Source organism: Pseudomonas sp. HMSC063H08, from assembly GCF_001813645.1.
In the GTDB taxonomy this organism is placed as follows: Bacteria; Pseudomonadota; Gammaproteobacteria; order Pseudomonadales; family Pseudomonadaceae; genus Pseudomonas; species Pseudomonas aeruginosa.
Map to the genome: position 1 here is coordinate 11,676 of NZ_KV813521.1, position 17,205 is coordinate 28,880.

18 protein-coding genes are annotated in these 17,205 nt (G+C 68.4%); 6 read left to right on the plus strand and 12 right to left on the minus strand.

Annotation, left to right across the window (positions count from 1 at the left end):
- From HMPREF2924_RS21880 to HMPREF2924_RS21900, 5 genes are all read right to left on the minus strand, one after another.
- A complete protein-coding gene (locus HMPREF2924_RS21880; RefSeq protein ID WP_003131033.1) occupies window positions 1–1,884 on the minus strand; it encodes an AAA family ATPase in 1,884 nt (627 codons plus the stop codon).
- Between the two features lie 76 nt (window positions 1,885–1,960).
- Window positions 1,961–2,503: a hypothetical protein gene (locus HMPREF2924_RS21885; protein ID WP_003131036.1), complete on the minus strand. Its 543-nt coding sequence runs from the start codon at window positions 2,501–2,503 to the stop codon at window positions 1,961–1,963.
- A 74-nt stretch (window positions 2,504–2,577) separates the two neighbouring features.
- Complete coding sequence (locus tag HMPREF2924_RS21890; RefSeq protein ID WP_003090604.1) at window positions 2,578–2,856, minus strand: hypothetical protein; 279 nt, start codon at window positions 2,854–2,856, stop codon at window positions 2,578–2,580.
- Window positions 2,857–2,885: 29 nt separating this feature from the next.
- A complete protein-coding gene (locus HMPREF2924_RS21895; RefSeq protein ID WP_003090602.1) occupies window positions 2,886–3,278 on the minus strand; it encodes a GFA family protein in 393 nt (130 codons plus the stop codon).
- 31 nt (window positions 3,279–3,309) lie between these two features.
- Complete coding sequence (locus HMPREF2924_RS21900) at window positions 3,310–3,789, minus strand: VOC family protein (RefSeq protein ID WP_003131038.1); 480 nt, start codon at window positions 3,787–3,789, stop codon at window positions 3,310–3,312.
- Between the two features lie 168 nt (window positions 3,790–3,957).
- Here HMPREF2924_RS21900 and HMPREF2924_RS21905 point away from each other — a divergent pair, with 168 nt between their 5' ends.
- The 3 genes from HMPREF2924_RS21905 (at window position 3,958) to HMPREF2924_RS21915 (ending at window position 6,502) form a co-directional block, all read left to right on the plus strand.
- Window positions 3,958–4,497, plus strand: coding sequence for a sigma-70 family RNA polymerase sigma factor (locus tag HMPREF2924_RS21905; RefSeq protein ID WP_003131039.1), 540 nt, complete (start codon window positions 3,958–3,960; stop codon window positions 4,495–4,497).
- 2 nt (window positions 4,498–4,499) lie between these two features.
- The gene (locus tag HMPREF2924_RS21910) at window positions 4,500–5,435 is read left to right on the plus strand and encodes a FecR domain-containing protein (protein WP_023094658.1); all 936 of its coding nucleotides are present in this window, start codon (window positions 4,500–4,502) and stop codon (window positions 5,433–5,435) included.
- 428 nt (window positions 5,436–5,863) lie between these two features.
- Window positions 5,864–6,502: a DUF6348 family protein gene (locus HMPREF2924_RS21915; protein ID WP_003090593.1), complete on the plus strand. Its 639-nt coding sequence runs from the start codon at window positions 5,864–5,866 to the stop codon at window positions 6,500–6,502.
- Window positions 6,503–6,709: 207 nt separating this feature from the next.
- On the opposite strand, the gene HMPREF2924_RS21920 is transcribed toward HMPREF2924_RS21915, so the two are convergent.
- The gene (locus HMPREF2924_RS21920) at window positions 6,710–7,396 is read right to left on the minus strand and encodes a type 1 glutamine amidotransferase domain-containing protein (protein WP_003131041.1); all 687 of its coding nucleotides are present in this window, start codon (window positions 7,394–7,396) and stop codon (window positions 6,710–6,712) included.
- Between the two features lie 99 nt (window positions 7,397–7,495).
- Window positions 7,496–7,984: a MerR family transcriptional regulator gene (locus tag HMPREF2924_RS21925; protein ID WP_003110523.1), complete on the minus strand. Its 489-nt coding sequence runs from the start codon at window positions 7,982–7,984 to the stop codon at window positions 7,496–7,498.
- Window positions 7,985–8,216: 232 nt separating this feature from the next.
- On the opposite strand from HMPREF2924_RS21925, the gene HMPREF2924_RS21930 reads away from it, so the two are divergent.
- Window positions 8,217–9,047: an alpha/beta fold hydrolase gene (locus tag HMPREF2924_RS21930; RefSeq protein WP_003116692.1), complete on the plus strand. Its 831-nt coding sequence runs from the start codon at window positions 8,217–8,219 to the stop codon at window positions 9,045–9,047.
- Window positions 9,048–9,173: 126 nt separating this feature from the next.
- Window positions 9,174–10,409 (plus strand): NADH:flavin oxidoreductase/NADH oxidase family protein, encoded by a 1,236-nt coding sequence (locus HMPREF2924_RS21935; protein ID WP_003122573.1) that lies wholly within the window; start codon window positions 9,174–9,176, stop codon window positions 10,407–10,409.
- A gap of 14 nt (window positions 10,410–10,423) precedes the next feature.
- Here HMPREF2924_RS21935 and fdxA read toward each other — a convergent pair whose 3' ends face one another.
- Window positions 10,424–10,762: a ferredoxin FdxA gene (gene fdxA / locus HMPREF2924_RS21940; RefSeq protein ID WP_003090580.1), complete on the minus strand. Its 339-nt coding sequence runs from the start codon at window positions 10,760–10,762 to the stop codon at window positions 10,424–10,426.
- A 16-nt stretch (window positions 10,763–10,778) separates the two neighbouring features.
- Entirely contained in the window at window positions 10,779–13,088 is a 2,310-nt protein-coding gene (locus HMPREF2924_RS21945) for a molybdopterin oxidoreductase family protein (RefSeq protein ID WP_003090579.1), read from the minus strand.
- A 353-nt stretch (window positions 13,089–13,441) separates the two neighbouring features.
- On the opposite strand from HMPREF2924_RS21945, the gene HMPREF2924_RS21950 reads away from it, so the two are divergent.
- On the plus strand, window positions 13,442–13,921 hold the full coding sequence (locus HMPREF2924_RS21950; RefSeq protein ID WP_003090577.1) for a winged helix-turn-helix transcriptional regulator: 480 nt from the start codon (window positions 13,442–13,444) through the stop codon (window positions 13,919–13,921).
- 47 nt (window positions 13,922–13,968) lie between these two features.
- On the opposite strand, the gene HMPREF2924_RS21955 is transcribed toward HMPREF2924_RS21950, so the two are convergent.
- From HMPREF2924_RS21955 to HMPREF2924_RS21965, 3 genes are all read right to left on the minus strand, one after another.
- Window positions 13,969–14,832, minus strand: a complete 864-nt coding sequence (locus HMPREF2924_RS21955) for a DMT family transporter (RefSeq protein ID WP_003131044.1) — start codon at window positions 14,830–14,832, stop codon at window positions 13,969–13,971.
- A gap of 419 nt (window positions 14,833–15,251) precedes the next feature.
- Window positions 15,252–16,343 carry a polyamine ABC transporter substrate-binding protein gene (locus HMPREF2924_RS21960; protein WP_003090575.1) on the minus strand — a complete coding sequence of 364 codons (1,092 nt, stop codon included), beginning with the start codon at window positions 16,341–16,343 and terminating at the stop codon, window positions 15,252–15,254.
- Between the two features lie 198 nt (window positions 16,344–16,541).
- The gene (locus tag HMPREF2924_RS21965; RefSeq protein ID WP_003090574.1) at window positions 16,542–17,156 is read right to left on the minus strand and encodes a LysE family translocator; all 615 of its coding nucleotides are present in this window, start codon (window positions 17,154–17,156) and stop codon (window positions 16,542–16,544) included.
- Between the last annotated feature and the right edge of the window lie 49 nt (window positions 17,157–17,205).

Below are 17,205 nucleotides of genomic sequence, written 5' to 3' on the forward strand. Positions count from 1 at the left end.
TCAGCGGCGTTCCAGGGTCAGGCCGTCGGCGTCGAGGGCGCTGATCAGGAAGCGCTCGCCCGGCTGCGCGTCCTGGTCGAACAGCGCCCGCGACAACGGGTTGAGCAGGCGCGCTTCGAGCTGGTTGCGGATGCCGCGGCCGCCGTTGGACAGGTCGCCCAGGCAGAGGTCGTGCAGCGCCTGGCGCGGCGCCTCGGCCAGTTCGATGACGAGGCGCTGCTCGCGGAGGTCGGCGAAGGTGCCGTCGACCATTTGGGTGAAGATCTGCTCGGCGACGTCGGCGCGGATGAAGTCGAAGACGATGATGTTCTCGCCGATCCGGTTGAGGATTTCCGGGCGGTTGAGAACCAGCTTGAAGTAGCGCTCGATCTCGCCGTGGACCTTGCCCTGCACCGCCTCGAAGGGCTCGCCGGGGAGCACGTTGGCGACCCGTTCGCCGTTCTCCCCCTGGCGGTAGATGCCCAGGTTCGAGGTGAACACGATCAGCGCCTCGGAGAAGTACACGCGATCGCCGCGCCCGGAGGTGAGCACGCCGTCGTCGAGGATCTGCAGGAACTTGTCGAGGATCCGGGGGTGGGCTTTCTCGATCTCGTCGAAGAGCACCACGCTGAAGGGTTTTTCGCGGATCGCGTTGGTCAGTTCGCCGCCGACGTCGTAGCCGACGTAGCCGGGCGGCGCGCCGATCAGGCGCTGGTCGGCATGCTCGGCGCTGAACTCGGACATGTCGAAGCGGATGTAGGCGCTCTCGTCGCCGAACAGCAGGCTGGTGACGGTCTTCGCCAGCTCGGTCTTGCCGACCCCGGTGGGCCCGGCGAGGAAGGCCACGCCGCGCGGGCGGTTGCCCTTGCGGCTGGCGCCGACCCCGGTCATCGCGCGCTTGACGATGTCCAGCATGTGGGTCACCGCGTGCTGCTGGCCCTTGACCCGGCGGCGGACGATCTCGTCGGCCTGGCGGATGCGCTGGCGGTCGATCTTCAACCAGGGGTCTTCGGTGACGCCGACCTTGTAGCGCCGCACGGCGTCGGCGATGCGTTCCATGGCCAGGCCTTCCACGCGCGCCAACTGGACGATGGCGTTGAGATCGAGGAGCAGCAGGCCTTCGGTGTTCTCGACGAAGGTTGCGGCGGCCTGTTGCAGGGCCTCCTCGGCGACGCCCGCGCCGCCGAGCCCGCGGAGCAGCGCCGGGGCCAGGGCCCGGCGCGCCGGCTGGTCGGGCTTCGACACCGGGATATGGCGCAGGCGCGGGTTGTCCACCAGCAGCCAGTCGGGCAGGTCGCCTTCCTTTTCCACCACCCACAGCACGCTGTTGAAGAACGGTTTGCGCTGTTCCCCGGCGGGACGGCTGCGGGCCTGGTGGGAGAGCACCAGGGCCTGGGTGAACAACTGATGCTCGGCGGCGCTCAGGGCGTCGTTGCGCACCGCCAGGCGCGAGGCGAAGTCGACGATCAGGGCGATCGGCTCGCCGCTACGGTTGACCAGGCGTTGCAGGGTCGCGCCGAGCAGGTCGATGCCGGCCGGCGCGGCGCCGTCCACCGGGGTCAGGCCGAGGTCGAGAAGCACCTGCGGAGTGGCCCCCGCCTCGCTGCCCGGCCGGCCGAGCACGCGGAACCCGGCCAGCGGATCCCAGGCCAGCACCTGGGCGTAGCCGGCGTCCAGCAAGGCGTCGCAGAGGGTCTGGTTGAAGCTCTGCGCGGTGACCGTACCCGGCACCACTTCGCAGGCTTGCAGGTCGCGGATGTTCCCGGAGAGGACGAATTGGCTCTTGAGGGGCAGGAAGCGCAGGAGGTCGCGCAACCAGCGTGGCTTTTCGAACAGTGCAGTCCCTGGCATCGATAGTCGCTCACAGCGTGTGTCGTGGCCACAGCATATTGCCCCGAGGGCCATGTCTCCAACCCTGACCTCGCCGGAGGCGACGAAAACCGCTACGAGTTCCGGGTGCCAGGCTTGGCGGAGCGCCTGCTCAACCGTCGTAGCTCCGGCAGCCCCAGCGGAACGCCTGCGCCGCCGCCTCGATCCCGTGGCCGATCACCAGGCGCGGCGGGCTTTCGTCGAGGCCGGGACGCGGCGACAGCGGCCGGCTGTAGAGCACCTCCAGCTCGCCGAAACCATCCAGCGCGGCGCGTTCCGCCGGGTGCGGCGTCGCGCCCTGGCGCCGGGCGAAGTCTTCGAGGTCGCCCTCGGCGTAGGCCATCACCAGCACGCCGCTGTCGCCGCGTACCCGCACCGCGTTCACCAGGCTGCCGTCGATGCGCAGCGGGGTGGCGAAGCGGTAGAGCAGGTCGAGGGTCTCGCCGGGCGCGCGATCCAGCACTTCGACGCCCTCGGCGCGCAGGCGCTCGGCGGTTGCGCGGTCGCGGGCGTCGGGGAAGTCGCCGCGGCAGTGCAGGGCGTCGGCGAACAGCGCGGTCAGGTTCGGTGCTGGCGGGGCAGGGGACGTGCAGGCGGCCGGCAGGAGCAGCGCCAGGCCGGCGGCGAGGCGGAGCAGGTAGGGGTGGGCGTTCATGTAGCCTTCCGTTGGCGGACAGTGCGGTGGGAGGAATTGCCAGCAGATGCTTCCGCGATACTGGCGGCCTGCGCTCAGAGCAGTACGGGCAGCGCGTCTTCGCCCAGCCCCGCTTCTCTCAGTCGCGCCCTGGCCCTGGCGGTCGCGCGCACGGCGTCGAGGTCGCAGCCGCGAGGAATATAGACCGGATCGAAGCCTTCGAGCACCAGGTAGGTGGAGGCCTGGCCGCGGGCATTCAGGTAGGCGTTGAAAGCCCGGTCGGCCGGGCGCAGAAAGACATCGCACCAGTACGGCAAGCGCTGGGCGAACAGCGCCTTGGCGATCTCCAGGTGCTCTTCGAACAGTTCGTCCATGCTGCCTCCCTTCTCCTGGCGGAATAACATCACTCTTCGCTACGGCCGTCGCCTTCGCGATCCCTTTCATAGTGCCGTGCCAGCGGAAACGCCGGCAACCAGCCCTCGCGGCGGATGGTCCAGAGTTCGTAGGTGGGCTGGAACTGGTCGGGAGCGTCGAGGGCGCCGAGGCTGACCTCGATCTCGTCGGCGCTGCGCGAGAACACCGACGAGCCGCACTGCGGACAGAAGAAACGCCCGGCGTAGTCGCGGGTCTCGCCCTCGATGCTCACCGCCTCCTCGGGGAAGATCGCCGAAGCGTGGAACAACGCGCCGTGGTGCTTGCGGCAGTCGAGGCAGTGGCAGAGGCCGACCCGATAGGGCTGGCCGCTCGCCACCAGGCGGACCTTGCCGCAGAGGCAGCCGCCGGTGAATCGATCCATTTCGGAACTCCTCTGCAAGGCGTTGGGGCGTTCAGCCCTTGAAAGCCTTCTCTATGGCGGCGATATCGATCCTGCCCATCGTCATCATCGCCTCGAAGGCGCGCCTGGCCGCCGCGCGGTCGGGGCTGGCGATGGCTTCGCTGAGAACGCGCGGGGTGATCTGCCAGGAGATGCCCCATTTGTCGCGGCACCAGCCGCAGGCGCTTTCCTCGCCGCCATTGTCGACGATGGCGTTCCACAGGCGGTCGGTCTCGGCCTGGTCGTCGGTGGCGACCTGGAAGGAGAACGCTTCGCTGTGGCGGAAGGCCGGGCCGCCGTTGAGGCCGAGGCAGGGAATGCCCATCACCCGGAACTCCACCGTCAGCACGTCGCCCTCCTTGCCGGAAGGGTAGTCGCCGGGCGCACGATGGACAGCCAGCACGGCGCTGTCAGGAAATGTCTCGGCGTAGAAGGTCGCGGCCTCCAGGGCGGCACTGTCGTACCAGAGGCAGATGGTGTTCTTGCTGATCATGGCTGGGTCTCCATGGGCGGGGGCGACCGTGGAAGTCTAGACCTGCGGGCGTTTCGAGCCGTGCTGGGCGCCGAACGGTGGCGCTGCCGGGCGATCGCATGCGCAGTTGCAGTTCCGCTTCGGGCGTAAATAGAATGAGACTCATTATCATAAGTGTCGTGAACTGCCATGCTCCCTCCCGCCAGCCCCCATCCACCGCAAGAAGAACGGCCAGCGTGCCCGACGGCCTCGATAGGCAAACCCCGCGTCGAGCATGGAAGCCGGCTCCGGCAATGGCTTCGCCTGTGCCTGGGCAATGCCCAGGATGCCGCCGATTTCGCCCACGGCACCTTCGTGCGCGTGTTCGCCTCGCGTAGCGCCGAGGCCCTCCGTGAACCGCGCTGCTATCTGAGCGCGAGCGTCCGGGCGCTGATGAGCGACAGCTTCCGCCGCTGCGCCACCGAGCAGGCCTATCTGGACAGCCTGGCCGCGCGGCCGGAGCCGCTGGACATTCCAGCGCAAACGCGACTGTCGATCCTGGAGACCCTGACTGCCATCGACCTCGCCCTCGACGGCATGGGCGAGCGTACCCGCCAGGTGTTCCTCGCGGTACAGCTCGAAGGGCTTACCTACAGGTCGGCCGGCGAGCGCCTGGGCGTCTCGATGACCACCGTGGAGAACCACATGGTTCGCGCCATGACCCGCTGCCTGTTGCTCTGCAAGGACTGACCATGGAACTGGAGATCGAGGTGCTGGAGGCCGCCGCCACCTGGTACGTGCGCTTCGGCGCGGAACCGCCGAACGATGGCGAGCGCCAGGCCTGGCGCGAATGGCTGGAGGCCGACCCGCGACACCGTCGGGCCTGGGAGCGTATCGAGCGCTTGCAGGGCCAATGGGCGGCGCTGCCGGCGGAGACCTCCCTGCACACGCTGGCAGGCGTGCGTGCGCGGCGCCGAGCGCTGCTCAAGACGCTCGCCCTGCTGGCCTGCGCCGCGGGTAGCGGCTGGCTGGCGAGCGGCGGCCTGCCTTACCGTGCGCTCCTCGCCGGGGAGCGCACGGGCGTCGGCGAACGCCGCCAACTGCGCCTGGCGGACGGTACCCGGGTCGACCTGAGCAGCGCCACCGCGCTGGACCTGGCCTACGACGAAAGCCTGCGCCAGGCGTACCTGTGGCGGGGCGAGATCCTCGTGGAAAGCGCGCAGAGCGCTCGCCCGTTCCTCGTGCACACCGCACAAGGCAGCGTGCGCGCGCTGGGAACCCGTTTCAGCGTGCGTTGCGAGGGGCCGCGCACGCGCGTTTGCGTCCTCAGCCATGCAGTGGAGCTACGCCCGTTGCAAACGCCGACCCGGCCGATGCGCCTGCCAGCCGGCCAGCAGGCCCTCTTCGACGAGCGACGCGGCTACTCGTCGACGCCCTTGCGCGAAGGCGAAGGCAGTTGGACGCAGGGCGTGCTGACGGTGGTGGACTGGCCGCTGGGCGAGTTCATCGCCGAGCTGTCCCGCTATCGCGCCGGGGTGTTGCGCTGCGCCGCCGAGGTGGCGGAGCTGCGCCTTTCCGGCGCCTACCGCCTGGACCGGATCGACGCGGCCCTGCAGAACCTGGGCAAGTCGCTGCCGGTGCGCGTGCGCTACCTGACGCGTTACTGGGTCACCGTCGAGTCGGTCTGAAGGACAGACGCAGAACAACGTCGCGGGCTTGCCGATGGTCATTCTTGTTCGGCCAACACATGAAGCAGCCGCGGACGTTGCCAAACAGGAAAATCTGATGTCGCATTCCCTTCCGGGTTCCTGCGCACTACGTCCGGCTCATCGTTACCGATGCGTTTCCCTGCCTATGCGCCCGAGTTCTCGGCCAGGGCCTGGGAGGGGGCTTCGACCCGACCTGTCCCACGCCTGCGCCAGACCGGCCAGGTGGACGAGGCCCCGCTCGCAGCAGCGACGGCAGGAGGGCTCTTGGCTGTCGCTGCGCCAGCGTGACGAAGCTGGCGGCGCCGAGGATTCCGATCTGCGCTACCCTATGCCGCGTTTCGCCCGGCCTCGCCGGGCTTTCCGGGCAGCGCCTCGGCGGCGCGCCCTCGACCGTGCAAGGACAACCCATGGAAGCGGTCTCCGTCTCGCAGCATCTGGCTGCTCTGTTCGAATCCCACCGGATCGAGTGCGTCGTGCACGGCGAATGGGTGGCGCCAGCCGGGCGGCTACCGGCGATCCGCGCCACCTGGTATGCGGGGGAGAAGACCGGGCGGCTGGACGTCGATGTGCTGCTGGAGGACGAGCGCCAGTTGCAGGAAGCCTTCGCCGGCATCGGCAGCGGCGAGGACGGCTTGCAGGACGCGTTGCGTAACTTCGCCTCCAACTCTTTCCACGTGCTGCTTTCCGCGCTCTGGGGCCAGGCCGAGGAGGACCAGGTGATGGTGGAGACCTGGGAGATCGGCGAGCGGCGTTTCGAGGTGCATATCGGCAACCTCGGCCTGCGCGGCGCCGAGGGCAAGGCGCCGCCGCTGCCGGCCGGGCTGTTCCCGAGCATCGAGCGGGCGATTCGCGCCGAGCCGCTGGACGCGCGCCTGCACTGGTTCCGGCATTTCTTCTGTGCCTTCGGCAACCAGCGCACGGTGGAGGCGCTGTTCGACAACCAGCCGTGGGAGGCCGGCATGCAGAACCTGGCCGCTCTCGACTGGCAGGATTCGCAGGGTTACTACAGCGTGCGCAACTTCCTCATGCTCAAGCCGCTGGCGTAGGCCGCCGCGTCGCGCAGCCCGCAAGGCGTCGATGGCGGCTCCATTCCTGTCAGGTCGCCCTTCGACGAGTTCGACCCCTACCACACGACCAGCACTGCGACGATCCTGCGGCCCCTGGCCGACGGCACGATGCAGATGTCGTTCTTCATCGGCAAGCGGCGCCACGACTTCCAGATGAGGCGCGCGCAGGACTGACGCGCCGCGTGTTCAGCCGAGCAGGGCGGCCACCTGCTCGGCCGTGGCCTTGGCCGACTGCGGGTTCTGCCCGGTGACCAGGCGGCCGTCGACCACCACCTTGCTGGTGAACGGCAGCAGGCTTCTTTCGTAGAGCGCGCCGCGTCGTTTCATTTCTTCCTCGACGTTGTACGGCACCTTGCGGGCGACCCCGGCGAGCACTTCCTCGATCCAGGAGTAGCCGGTCAGGCGGCGCCCGGCGACCAGCAGGCGGCCATCGTCCAGGCGTGTGTTGAGCAGGCCGCAATAGCCGTGGCAGACCGACGAGACGATGCCGCCGCGCTGGTAGATCTCGCGGGTCAGGCGCTGCAGCCCGGCGTCGTCGGGGAAGTCCCACATCACGCCGTGGCCGCCGGTGAAATAGATGGCGTCGAACGCCTCCGCGTCGACCTGCTCGGGAGCGGCGGTGTCGGCCAGCAGCGCCAGGCGCGCCTCGTCGGCCAGCCAGGCCTTGGCGCTGGCGTCGGCGTGGGGCCAGCCGAGGGCGCGCGGCTCCAGCGGCGACTCGCCGCCGCGGGGGCTGACCAGGCGTTGCTGGTAGCCCCGGGCGGCGAAGATCTCGTAGGCATGGGTCAACTCCGACAGCCACAGCCCGGTGGGCTGGGTCGGATCGGCATAGTGGGCGACGTTGGTGACGACGTGCAGGATGCGCTTGGTCATTGCGTTGACCTTCCTCGGTGAGTGATCCCTTCGGCAGCCGGTTTCGGCAGGCTGTCCGGGTGGGTTGGCGTCACTCTAAGATTCAAGTCGACTTCAAGGTCAAGCGTCGGAAAGCCGCTGCTCCGCCGGCGTGGAAGAGGCCCCCCGCGAGCGGGTTTGCCGTGGACGCCCGACCGTCTGTGGAGGGCCTTCCTCGCGCAGGCGCTCCAGCACGCGCTGGGTGTTTTCCGTGCACTGCAGACCGTCCGGCTTGTTCTCGATGCTTTCGATGGCCACCAGCAATTGTGCCTTGTTCTGTTCCAGGCGTCGTTGCAGGGCCTCGATCTCGGCCACCTTGCGGCGCAAGCCTTCGAGCAGCTCGCCGTGCTGCCAGGCGCCGTCGCCGCTCGGCAGCAGGCGAGCGATCTCCTCCAGGGAGAAGCCGGCGCCCTGGGCGCCGGTGACCAACTCCAGGATCCACACGGTATCTGCCGCATAGTCGCGGTAGCCGTTGGCCTTGCGCTGCGAGCGGATCAGGCCGCTGGCCTCGTAGAAGCGGATGCGCGATGTCGCCAGGCCGGTGAGCTTGGCCAGTTCGCCGATTTTCATGTCGCACCTCGAAACGCGTTGACCTTCAAGCCTACTTCAAGCCTAGGGTGGTTTCACGGCCGGGCGACGAACTCGCCTCCATCGACGGGTTCGCCAGGCCGCATGGGCGCTACCGCCGGTCGCGTTTCCCTCGTCCAGGCGGCGCAACGCAGGCGGCTTTCTACTCTACACAGGGGACGGCGGCCGCAGGGTGGCGCCGTTGCCTGCATCCACACCGATCGGGAGAAGCGACATGGGTTACGTGACAACGAAGGATGGCGTCGAACTCTTCTACAAGGACTGGGGGCCGCGCGACGCCCAGGTGATCTACTTCCATCATGGCTGGCCACTGAGTTCCGACGACTGGGATGCGCAGATGCTGTTCTTCCTCGCCGAGGGCTTTCGCGTAGTGGCCCACGACCGCCGTGGCCACGGTCGTTCCAGCCAGGTCTGGGACGGCCATGACATGGACCACTACGCCGACGACGTGGCGGCGGTGGTCGAGCGCCTCGGGGTGCGCGGGGCGATCCATGTCGGCCATTCCACCGGCGGCGGCGAGGTCGTCCACTACATCGCCCGCTATCCCGACGACCCGGTGCCGAAGGCGGCGATCATCAGCGCGGTACCGCCGCTGATGGTGAAGACCGAGGGCAATCCGGGCGGCCTGCCGAAGAGCGTCTTCGACGATCTCCAGGCGCAGCTCGCGGCCAATCGCGCGCAGTTCTACCAGGACATTCCCGCCGGCCCGTTCTATGGCTACAACCGTCCCGGGGCGCAGCCCTCGGAAGGGATCGTCCGCAACTGGTGGCGGCAGGGCATGATGGGCGGCGCCAAGGCCCACTACGATGGGATCGTGGCCTTTTCCCAGACCGACTTCAGCGATGACCTGAAGCGCATCGACATCCCGGTGCTGGTGATGCATGGCGACGACGACCAGATCGTGCCCTACGAGAATTCCGGCGTACTCTCGGCGAAGCTGTTGCGCAACGGCACGCTGAAGATCTATCCGGGGTTCCCGCACGGCATGCCGACCACCCAGGCCGAGGTGATCAACGCCGACCTGCTGGCCTTCATCCGCGGCTGAGCGCGCCGGGTGCCGGGGCGCGCTCCCGGCACCCGGTCGGGGCTCAGGCGGCGCGGAAAAAAAAGCGTTGACCTTGAAGTCGACTTCAATCTTATCGTCGGGCCACTGTCCTCATGAGGTAGGCCCATGAACCTGTTCGACACGCTGACGCTTCCCAACGGCTCGACCATTCCCAATCGCCTCGCCAAGGCCGCCATGGAGGAGAACATGGCCGATGCCGCGCAGGCCCCCTCCGAACGCCTGATGCGCCTCTACCAGGCCTGGGCCGACGGCGGCGCCGGGCTGCTGATCAGCGGTAACGTGATGGTCGACAGCCGTGCCATGACCGGCCCCGGCGGGGTGGTCCTGGAAAACGACGCGCAACTGGAGAAATTCCGCCGCTGGGCGCGCATCGGGCGTTCCGCCGGCGCGCAGTTCTGGTTGCAGATCAACCATCCCGGCCGGCAGATGCAGGCCAATCTCGGCCAGCAGGCCTGGGCGCCCTCGGCGGTGCCGCTGGAGCTGGGCGGGATGTCCAGGCACTTCGCTACGCCGAAGGCGATGGACGAGGCGATGATCGCCGAGGTGATCCAGCGGTTCGCCCGCAGCGCCGGCCTGGCCGAGCGGGCCGGCTTCAGCGGGGTGGAGATCCATGCCGCCCACGGTTACCTGCTCAGCCAGTTCCTCTCGCCGCTGAGCAACCGCCGCAGCGACGCCTGGGGCGGCTCCCTGGAGAATCGCGCGCGCCTGCTGCTGGAGATCGTCCGGGCGGTGCGCGCCGAGGTTGCCCCTGGCTTCGCGGTGGCGGTGAAGCTGAATTCCGCCGATTTCCAGCGCGGCGGCTTCAGCGCCGACGATGCCCGCGAGGTGGTACGGATGCTCGATGGCCTGGGCATCGACCTGGTCGAGCTGTCGGGCGGCAGCTACGAGGCGCCGGCCATGCAGGGCGAAGCGCGCGACGGGCGGACCCTGGCCCGCGAGGCCTACTTCGTCGAGTTCGCCCGCGACATCCGCGCGGCGGCGCGGATGCCGGTAATGGTCACGGGCGGCATCCGCCGGCGGCCGGTGGCCGAGCAGGTGCTGGCCAGCGGGGTGGACATGGTCGGCATCGGCACGGCGCTGGCGATCGAGCCGAACCTGCCGCGCGACTGGCGCGCCGGCAAGGACTCGGCGCCGCAGTTGCGGCCGATAACCTGGAAGAACAAACCCCTGGCCTCGCTGGCGAACATGGCCGCGGTGAAGTTCCAGCTGCGCAAGCTGAGCCGGGGCAGGGCGACCAACCCACGGGTGTCGCCGCTGTGCGCGTTGCTCGCGCAGCAGGCCGGCGCGCTCCTGCAGACCCGCCGTTACCGGCGGCTCATGCGTTCGCGCGCCGAAGCCTGAGCACCGTCAGCGCCTCAGGCGCCGTTGCGGTCGAGTTCGGCCAGCTTGCCCGGCAGGCCGAACCAGGCGTCGTGGTCGTCGGGCGCCGGCTTCTTGCGGGTGATCTGCGTCCAGTTGGGATGCGCGGCGAGTTCGCCATTGAGGGCGATGAACTGCCGTTGCCCGAGCGGCACCTCGTCCTCGGCGCGAATCGCGGCGACCGGGCATTCCGGCTCGCAGAGCGCGCAGTCGATGCATTCATCGGGGTGGATGACGAGGAAGTTGGGGCCTTCGTAGAAGCAGTCCACGGGACAGACTTCCACGCAGTCGGTGTGTTTGCAGCGGATGCATTCTTCCAGCACGACGAAGGTCATGATCGTCCTCCCTGGCTCAGGCGTTCGTAGCGGCGGGCGTCGCCAGCCGTTCCAGGCGCGCCGGCACGTACTTGTGCCAGGGCGTGCCGGCGAGGAAGTCGCGCTGGGTGCAGTCGGTCACCTCGTTGGGCGCCACGCCCCGGCGCACCACCTCGCCCTCGGCGTTGCGGTAGTCCAGGCCCTGGCCGTTGGGCAGGGAGATATTGCCCGGTTGCATCATGTCGCTGATCTCCACTTCCGCCTCGACGTCGCCGCGGCGGGTCACCACGCGCAGCACCTCGCCGTCGGCGCAGCCCAGCGCCTCGGCGTCCTGCGGGCTGATGCGCAGGGTGCCGTAGCGCCCGCGGCGGTGCCAGCCGGTGTCGCGCACGGCGGTATTGCTGGTGTCGCTGCGCCGCTCGCCGGCGGCGAGGATGAACGGGTAGGCCGGATCGTGGGGTGGCGCGCTGTGGGCGAGCTTGGCCAGTTCCGGCAACAGTTCGGGGATGTGCAGGTTGATCCGCTGTTCGGGACGGGCGACGGCCTGCCAGCTTTCGGCGTAGGTGGTTTCGGCGAAGACCACCCCGGACGGGTTGTCGAGCATGGCCTGGAACAGGCGGTCGGCGGCCAGCGGCGGCAAGCCGTCGAAGCCGGCGCGGGCAGCGGTCTTGCGGTTGTTCAGCACGTGCAGTTGGCAGATGCCCCAGATCGCCGCGGCCGCTTCCATGCCGGCGGGCAGGGTCGGGCCGAGGGTACGGTAGAGCAGGACCGGCGCGTATTTCATGACCTTGGGGCGGGTCGCCGCGGCGGCGAGGAAAGCCGCCGAGAACGCCTTGCGCCCGAGCTTCAGGGCCAGGCGCAACGGCCGGTAGTCTTTCTCGCCGAGCACCCCCATGGCTTCCAGCAGGCGGGCGTGGATCTCCGCTTCCGGCAGGGTGCCGGGGCGCGCCGGGAACAGCGGCGCGCGCAGATGGAAGGCGTTGCGCGGGAATTCCAGGTTGAAGAAGGTCGCCTCGGCCTTTTCGAACTGGCTCGCCGCCGGCAGCACGTAGTCGGCGTGGCGCGCGGTCTCGGTCATGGCCACGTCGATCACCACCGACAACTCCAGGGCGCGCATGGCTTCGCGCATGCGCTGGCTATCGGCCAGCGAATGCAGCGGGTTGCCGGTCTCCACCAGCATGGCGCGATAGCGCTTGGGATGGTCGGTGAGGATTTCCTCTGGAATCACGTTGCAGGGAATCAGGCCGATGATGATCTTGGCATTGGCCACCGGGCTGCGCTTCTCGACGCGTGGCGCGCCCTTCTTGCCCATCGAGGTATCGCCCTTGCTCGCCTTGGACAGCGAGAGGAAGGGCACGAAGGCGTTGCTGGTGCCGGGGCGCCCGTAATGGCCGGTGAGCAACCAGACCAGGCGTTGCAGGTAGCTGCCGAGGGTCGAGTGCAGGTTCATCTGCATGCCCAGGTCTTCCAGCGCCGATACGCTGCTGGCGCTGGCGATCCGCCGGGCGGCGGCGCGCAGCTTGTCTTCCGCCACCCCGCAGGTCTCGGCGCAGTAGGCCACCGGGATGGCGTTCAGTTCGTCGACGATGTGCTCGTAGCCGCTGGTGTGCTCGGCCAGCCAGTCGCGCGCCAGCAGCCCGTCCTGGACGATGATCCCGACCAGCGCCGCCAGGCACCAGGCGTCGGTGCCCGGACGGATCTGCAGGTGGAAGTCGGCCAGGGCGGCGGTTTCGCTCAGGCGCGGGTCGATCACGATGATCGAGCGCGCGGGGTCCTTGGCCATGGCGTTGAGCAGCACGCGGGCGCGGGCGAAACCATGGGATTGCCAGGGATTCTTGCCGATCAGGATGGCCACCTCGCAATGCTCGAAGTCGCCGTGCACGCCGGTACCGAACATCTTGCCCTGGACCCAGAACTCGCCGGTCTTTTCCTGGGCCAGGGCGTTGGAGCGGTACTTCACCCCGAGGGCCTTCAGCGTGCTGTCGCCGTAGGCGCCGCCGAGGTGGTTGCCCTGCGCGCCGCCGCCGTAGTAGAGGATGCTTTCGCCGCCATGCCTGCGCTTGATGGCGAGGAACTTCTCCGCCACCTCGCGGATCGCCGTGTCCCAGTCGATGGCTTCGTAGCTGCCATCGGGGCGCCGGCGCATGGGCGTGTCCAGGCGGTCGGCGCCGTTCTGGTAGTAGTCCATGCGCTGCGATTTCTCGCAGACGTAGCCCTGCGAGGCGGGGTGGTCGTCATCGCCGCGGATCTTGCTGATGCGGCCATTCTCGGTCTGCACTTCCAGCCCGCAGTTGAGGCTGCAGAGGATACAGGCGGTCTTCTTCCATTGCGGGGACGGCGTAGTCACGGTGTGTTCCTCGTTGTTGTCGTTGCCGGCGCAACCTGGGGCGCCCCCCAGCCGTGCGGGCTTCGTTCTTTCGGGACTGCCTGACGCTGTGCTGCAAGGACGACGCGCGGGCGGCACACGGAACCCCGTCGTATCGGCCTTTCCCTCTCATGCTCGACGCTTGTACAGTTCCGAATCGGAACTTACTACGTGGGCGCTGATATGGGACCCGTCCGTAGTGCTGGTTTGTCCGATCCTGGCAGGAGCGCGCCGGGTCCATGACCTTTTCGGCCGGATACTAAGTTCCAATTTGGAACTTGTCAAGCTCCGAAGCGGCCCCCTAGAATGGACGGAGGTTTTTCCGGGAGAACCCCATGAAATGGCAAGAAGTCGGCGAAACGCCCTGTTCGATGGCGCGCAGCCTGGCGATCCTCGGCGACCGCTGGACGCTGCTGATCCTGCGCAACTGCTTTCTCGGCATGCGCCGCTTCGATGAGTTCCAGGCCAGCCTCGGGGTCACCCGTCAGGTACTGGCCGACCGCCTGAGCCGGCTGGTGGAGGCGGGCGCGCTGAAGAAGGTGCCTTACCAGGAGCGACCGCCGCGCTACGAATACCGCCTCACCGAGATGGGCCACGACCTGCATCCGGTGCTGCTGGCCCTGGCCAATTGGGGCGACCGCTGGCTCGACGAGGGCCGCGGCGCTCCGGTGGAGTATGTGCACAAGGCCTGTGGCCACAAGTTCCGGCCGACCATGGTCTGCCCGGAGTGCGGCGAGCCGGTGGGGTCGCGCGATGTGACGGCGGTGCCGGGGCCGGGGTTCGCGGCGATGGCTGGCAAGCTCGCGCAGAACTGAATCCGCGCGCACTCTGCCATGGGCGGGCCGCGACCCGCTCGGTTCGCTCAGCCGGCCTTGCGGAAGACGAACATCAGCCCCACCACGATCAGCCCCATGCCCAGCAGGCTGAGCCAGCCGAGGCGGTTGCCGAAGACCATGAAGTCCATGATCGCGGTCACCGCCGGCACCAGGTAGAACAGGCTGGTGACGTTGACCAGGTTGCCCTGGGCGATCAGCCGGTAGAGCAGCAGGGTCGCGCCCACCGAGACCACGACGCCCATCCATAGCGCGGGGACCAGGAAGCCGGCGTTCCATTCGAACTCGAACGGCTGGAAGGGCACGAACGCCAGGCACAGGCCGAGGCCGGCGAGGTACTGCAGGGGCAGGGTGCCCAGCGGGTTCTCGCGGATGCCCTTCTGCATGATCGAGCCGCCGGTGACGCCGGCCAGCGCCAGCAGTGCGCAGAGGATGCCGGCCGTGGACATCCCGGCCAGACCGATGCCCTGGTAGACCACCAGCACCAGGCCGGCCAGGCCCAGCAGCAGGCCGAACAGGCGCGCCGGCGACTGCCGGCGTTCGAGGATGACGGCGGTGAGGATCGGTTGCACGCCGAGGATGGTCGCCATCATGCCGGGAGTGACCTGCAGCTTCAGCGAGAAGATATAGAAGATCGGATAGACCCCCAGCATCACCAGGCCGGTGAGCAGGGCCTTGCCGCGCTCACGCGCGCTGCGCGGCGCGCGCAGCCTGAGCAGCGGGGCGAGCGGCAGCAGGCAGGCCAGGGCGATGCCGAAGCGGAACACCAGGAAGGCGAACGGCGAGGAGTGCGCCAGGCCCCATTTCGAGGCGATGGCCCCGCTGCTCCAGAGCAGGACGAAGAGGCTGGTGCTGGCCAGGCCGGCCAGTGCGGATTTGTTCAGTGCAAACATGGATCTGCCACCTTGTAGTCGGGCATGCCGCGGGCTCGGGCCGGCGGCGGACGGCACGCCTCGGCAGCGGATGGCGCTGCTTGCGGCGGGCTGTGGAAGAGAGTTGGGGCGCTACCGCGCTCGTCAGGGACTGACGCCCGGCGGCGGGCAGGCGGCCGAACCGGGAGGGGGAGGCGGAGGCGAGGCGACTACAGGAGGGGAAACGCAGCCCAGGCTGGCGCACGGCTGGAGCGCGCCGACCTCGCCGGTGGCTACCGGAAGGGCGGGGAGCGAGCTGTGCGAGCGCTGGTTCATGGAGGCTATCCGGTGGATGAAGACAACGAGAGGGACTATAGCGGGCCGTCCGGGATTTGACGAGCCTGTGGGCGAGCCTTGCGCTAAAACGCCAGCCCGGCGACAAACCGGGCCGGCGCCGGGCTTCACTTGCCGGTCTTCACCGTGTTCCAGGTGCGCGTGCGCACGCGGTCGATCTTCTGCGGCATGGATTCCAGGGCGAACAGCTTGGCCATCTTCTCCTGCGGCGGGTAGATCGCCGGATCGGCCTTGATCTCGGCGTCCACCAGCGGGTCGGCGGCCAGGTTGCCGTTGGCGTAGTGCACATGGTTGCTGATCGCCGCCATCACCTCGGGACGCAGCAGGTAGTTCATGAAGGCGTAGCCGGCCTTCTCGTCGGGCGCGTCGACCGGCATCGAGACCATGTCGAACCACAGCGGCGAGCCTTCCTTCGGCGTCGAGTAGCGCACTTCCACGCCGTTGTTGGCCTCCTTGGCGCGGGTCGCGGCCTGCAGGATGTCGCCGGAGAAACCGACCACCATGCAGATCTCGCCGTTGGCCAGGTCGCTGACGTACTTCGAGGAGTGGAAGTAGCGGATGTACGGGCGCACCTTCAGCAGCGCCGCCTGGGCCTGCTTGTAGTCGTCGGCCTTCTGGCTGTGGTGTGGCAGGCCGAGGTAGTTGAGGGTGATGGGCAGCAGCTCGGGGCCGTTGTCCAGCACCGCCACCCCGCACTTGCTCAGTTTCTGCATGTATTCGGGCTTGAAGAAGATATCCCAGGAGTCCAGCGGCGCGTCGTCGCCGAGCACCGCCTTGATCTTCGCCGGGTTGTAGCCGATGCCGGTGGTGCCCCAGAGGTAGGGGAAGCCGTACTGGTTGCCCGGATCGTTGACCTCCAGGGCCTTGAGCAGCACCGGGTTGAGGTTCTTCCAGTTGGGCAACTGGGACTTGTCCAGCTTCTTCAGGGCGCCGGCCTGGATCTGCTTGGCCATGAAGTGGTTCGACGGGAATACCACGTCGTAGCCGGATTGGCCGGTCATCAGCTTGCCGTCGAGGGTCTCGTTGCTGTCGTAGACGTCGTAGGTGGCCTGGATGCCGGTTTCCTTGGCGAAGTTCGCCACGGTTTCGGGAGCGATGTATTCGGACCAGTTGTAGATCTTCAGGTTGTCCGCGGCGAGGGTTGCGCCGCTGCCGCAAGCGAGGGCGAGGAGGGTGAGGGAAGCGATGCGGGTCTTCATTGTTGTAGGTGTCCTGTCGGCTGACGACAGCGTCGGCGACGGACTAGTTCGCCGCCGGCGCTCAGGGGGCGCCGGCAACGCTGGCCGGCACCCGGGTTTTATCCCGCGTTGCCGGAAGCGAGGAAAGGGGCGGCTTTTACCTGCGGGCCCGCAGACAGGAGGCGGCACCGCAGCGGGGCGTCGCTCCGCCCGCCTGCCTCAACTCAGGGCGACCTTGACCCCGAGGGCGATCAGCAGGCCGCCGAGCAGCTTGTCCACCACCCCCTGGGCCCTGGCCAGGCCACGGCGCACCACCGCGCTCTGGATCAGCACCACCAGCAGCGGCCACCAGAGTGCGGCGAGGCCGACGATGATGCCGGCGTACCAGAGCTTCTCGGCGAAGCTGGAGTCCAGGCTCAGCACCTGGGTGAACACGGCGAGGAAGAACAGCGTGGCCTTGGGGTTGAGCAGGTTGCACAGGTAGCCCTGGAGGAACGCGCTCCAGTGGCCGACGCGCTGCACGCCGCCGACCGCCAAGTCGAGCGTGCCGCCGCCGCGCGAGCGCAGGGCCTGGATGCCGATCCAGATCAGGTAGACCGCGCCGGTGTACTTCAGCGCGTTGAACAGCCACGGCGTGGTGGTGATCAGCACCGCCAGGCCGGCGACGCAGTAGGCCATGTGGGTGGCCACGCCGAGGATCACCCCCAGCGAGGTCATCATCGCCGCCGAGCGCTGGTAGCGCGCCGCGTTGCGGATGATCAGGAAGAAGTCCGGGCCGGGCGAGAGCATGCCCAGGGTGGCGAGGGTGGCTACGAAGAGCGAGGTTTCCAGCATGATTCGATACGCCTGGCGCAAGGCGGCGCCGGTTCGCTGCGGCGCCGCG

Excerpts from the sequence above, each read along its gene's own strand:
- HMPREF2924_RS21880 (WP_003131033.1), bottom strand. The coding sequence starts at position 1,884 with ATGGCCCTCGGGGCAATATGCTGTGGCCACGACACACGCTGTGAGCGA.
- HMPREF2924_RS21885 (WP_003131036.1), bottom strand. The coding sequence starts at position 2,503 with ATGAACGCCCACCCCTACCTGCTCCGCCTCGCCGCCGGCCTGGCGCTG.
- HMPREF2924_RS21890 (WP_003090604.1), bottom strand. The coding sequence starts at position 2,856 with ATGGACGAACTGTTCGAAGAGCACCTGGAGATCGCCAAGGCGCTGTTC.
- HMPREF2924_RS21895 (WP_003090602.1), bottom strand. The coding sequence starts at position 3,278 with ATGGATCGATTCACCGGCGGCTGCCTCTGCGGCAAGGTCCGCCTGGTG.
- HMPREF2924_RS21900 (WP_003131038.1), bottom strand. The coding sequence starts at position 3,789 with ATGATCAGCAAGAACACCATCTGCCTCTGGTACGACAGTGCCGCCCTG.
- HMPREF2924_RS21905 (WP_003131039.1), top strand. The coding sequence starts at position 3,958 with ATGCTCCCTCCCGCCAGCCCCCATCCACCGCAAGAAGAACGGCCAGCG.
- HMPREF2924_RS21910 (WP_023094658.1), top strand. The coding sequence starts at position 4,500 with ATGGAACTGGAGATCGAGGTGCTGGAGGCCGCCGCCACCTGGTACGTG.
- HMPREF2924_RS21915 (WP_003090593.1), top strand. The coding sequence starts at position 5,864 with ATGGAAGCGGTCTCCGTCTCGCAGCATCTGGCTGCTCTGTTCGAATCC.
- HMPREF2924_RS21920 (WP_003131041.1), bottom strand. The coding sequence starts at position 7,396 with ATGACCAAGCGCATCCTGCACGTCGTCACCAACGTCGCCCACTATGCC.
- HMPREF2924_RS21925 (WP_003110523.1), bottom strand. The coding sequence starts at position 7,984 with ATGAAAATCGGCGAACTGGCCAAGCTCACCGGCCTGGCGACATCGCGC.
- HMPREF2924_RS21930 (WP_003116692.1), top strand. The coding sequence starts at position 8,217 with ATGGGTTACGTGACAACGAAGGATGGCGTCGAACTCTTCTACAAGGAC.
- HMPREF2924_RS21935 (WP_003122573.1), top strand. The coding sequence starts at position 9,174 with ATGAACCTGTTCGACACGCTGACGCTTCCCAACGGCTCGACCATTCCC.
- fdxA (WP_003090580.1), bottom strand. The coding sequence starts at position 10,762 with ATGACCTTCGTCGTGCTGGAAGAATGCATCCGCTGCAAACACACCGAC.
- HMPREF2924_RS21950 (WP_003090577.1), top strand. The coding sequence starts at position 13,442 with ATGAAATGGCAAGAAGTCGGCGAAACGCCCTGTTCGATGGCGCGCAGC.
- HMPREF2924_RS21955 (WP_003131044.1), bottom strand. The coding sequence starts at position 14,832 with ATGTTTGCACTGAACAAATCCGCACTGGCCGGCCTGGCCAGCACCAGC.
- HMPREF2924_RS21960 (WP_003090575.1), bottom strand. The coding sequence starts at position 16,343 with ATGAAGACCCGCATCGCTTCCCTCACCCTCCTCGCCCTCGCTTGCGGC.
- HMPREF2924_RS21965 (WP_003090574.1), bottom strand. The coding sequence starts at position 17,156 with ATGCTGGAAACCTCGCTCTTCGTAGCCACCCTCGCCACCCTGGGCATG.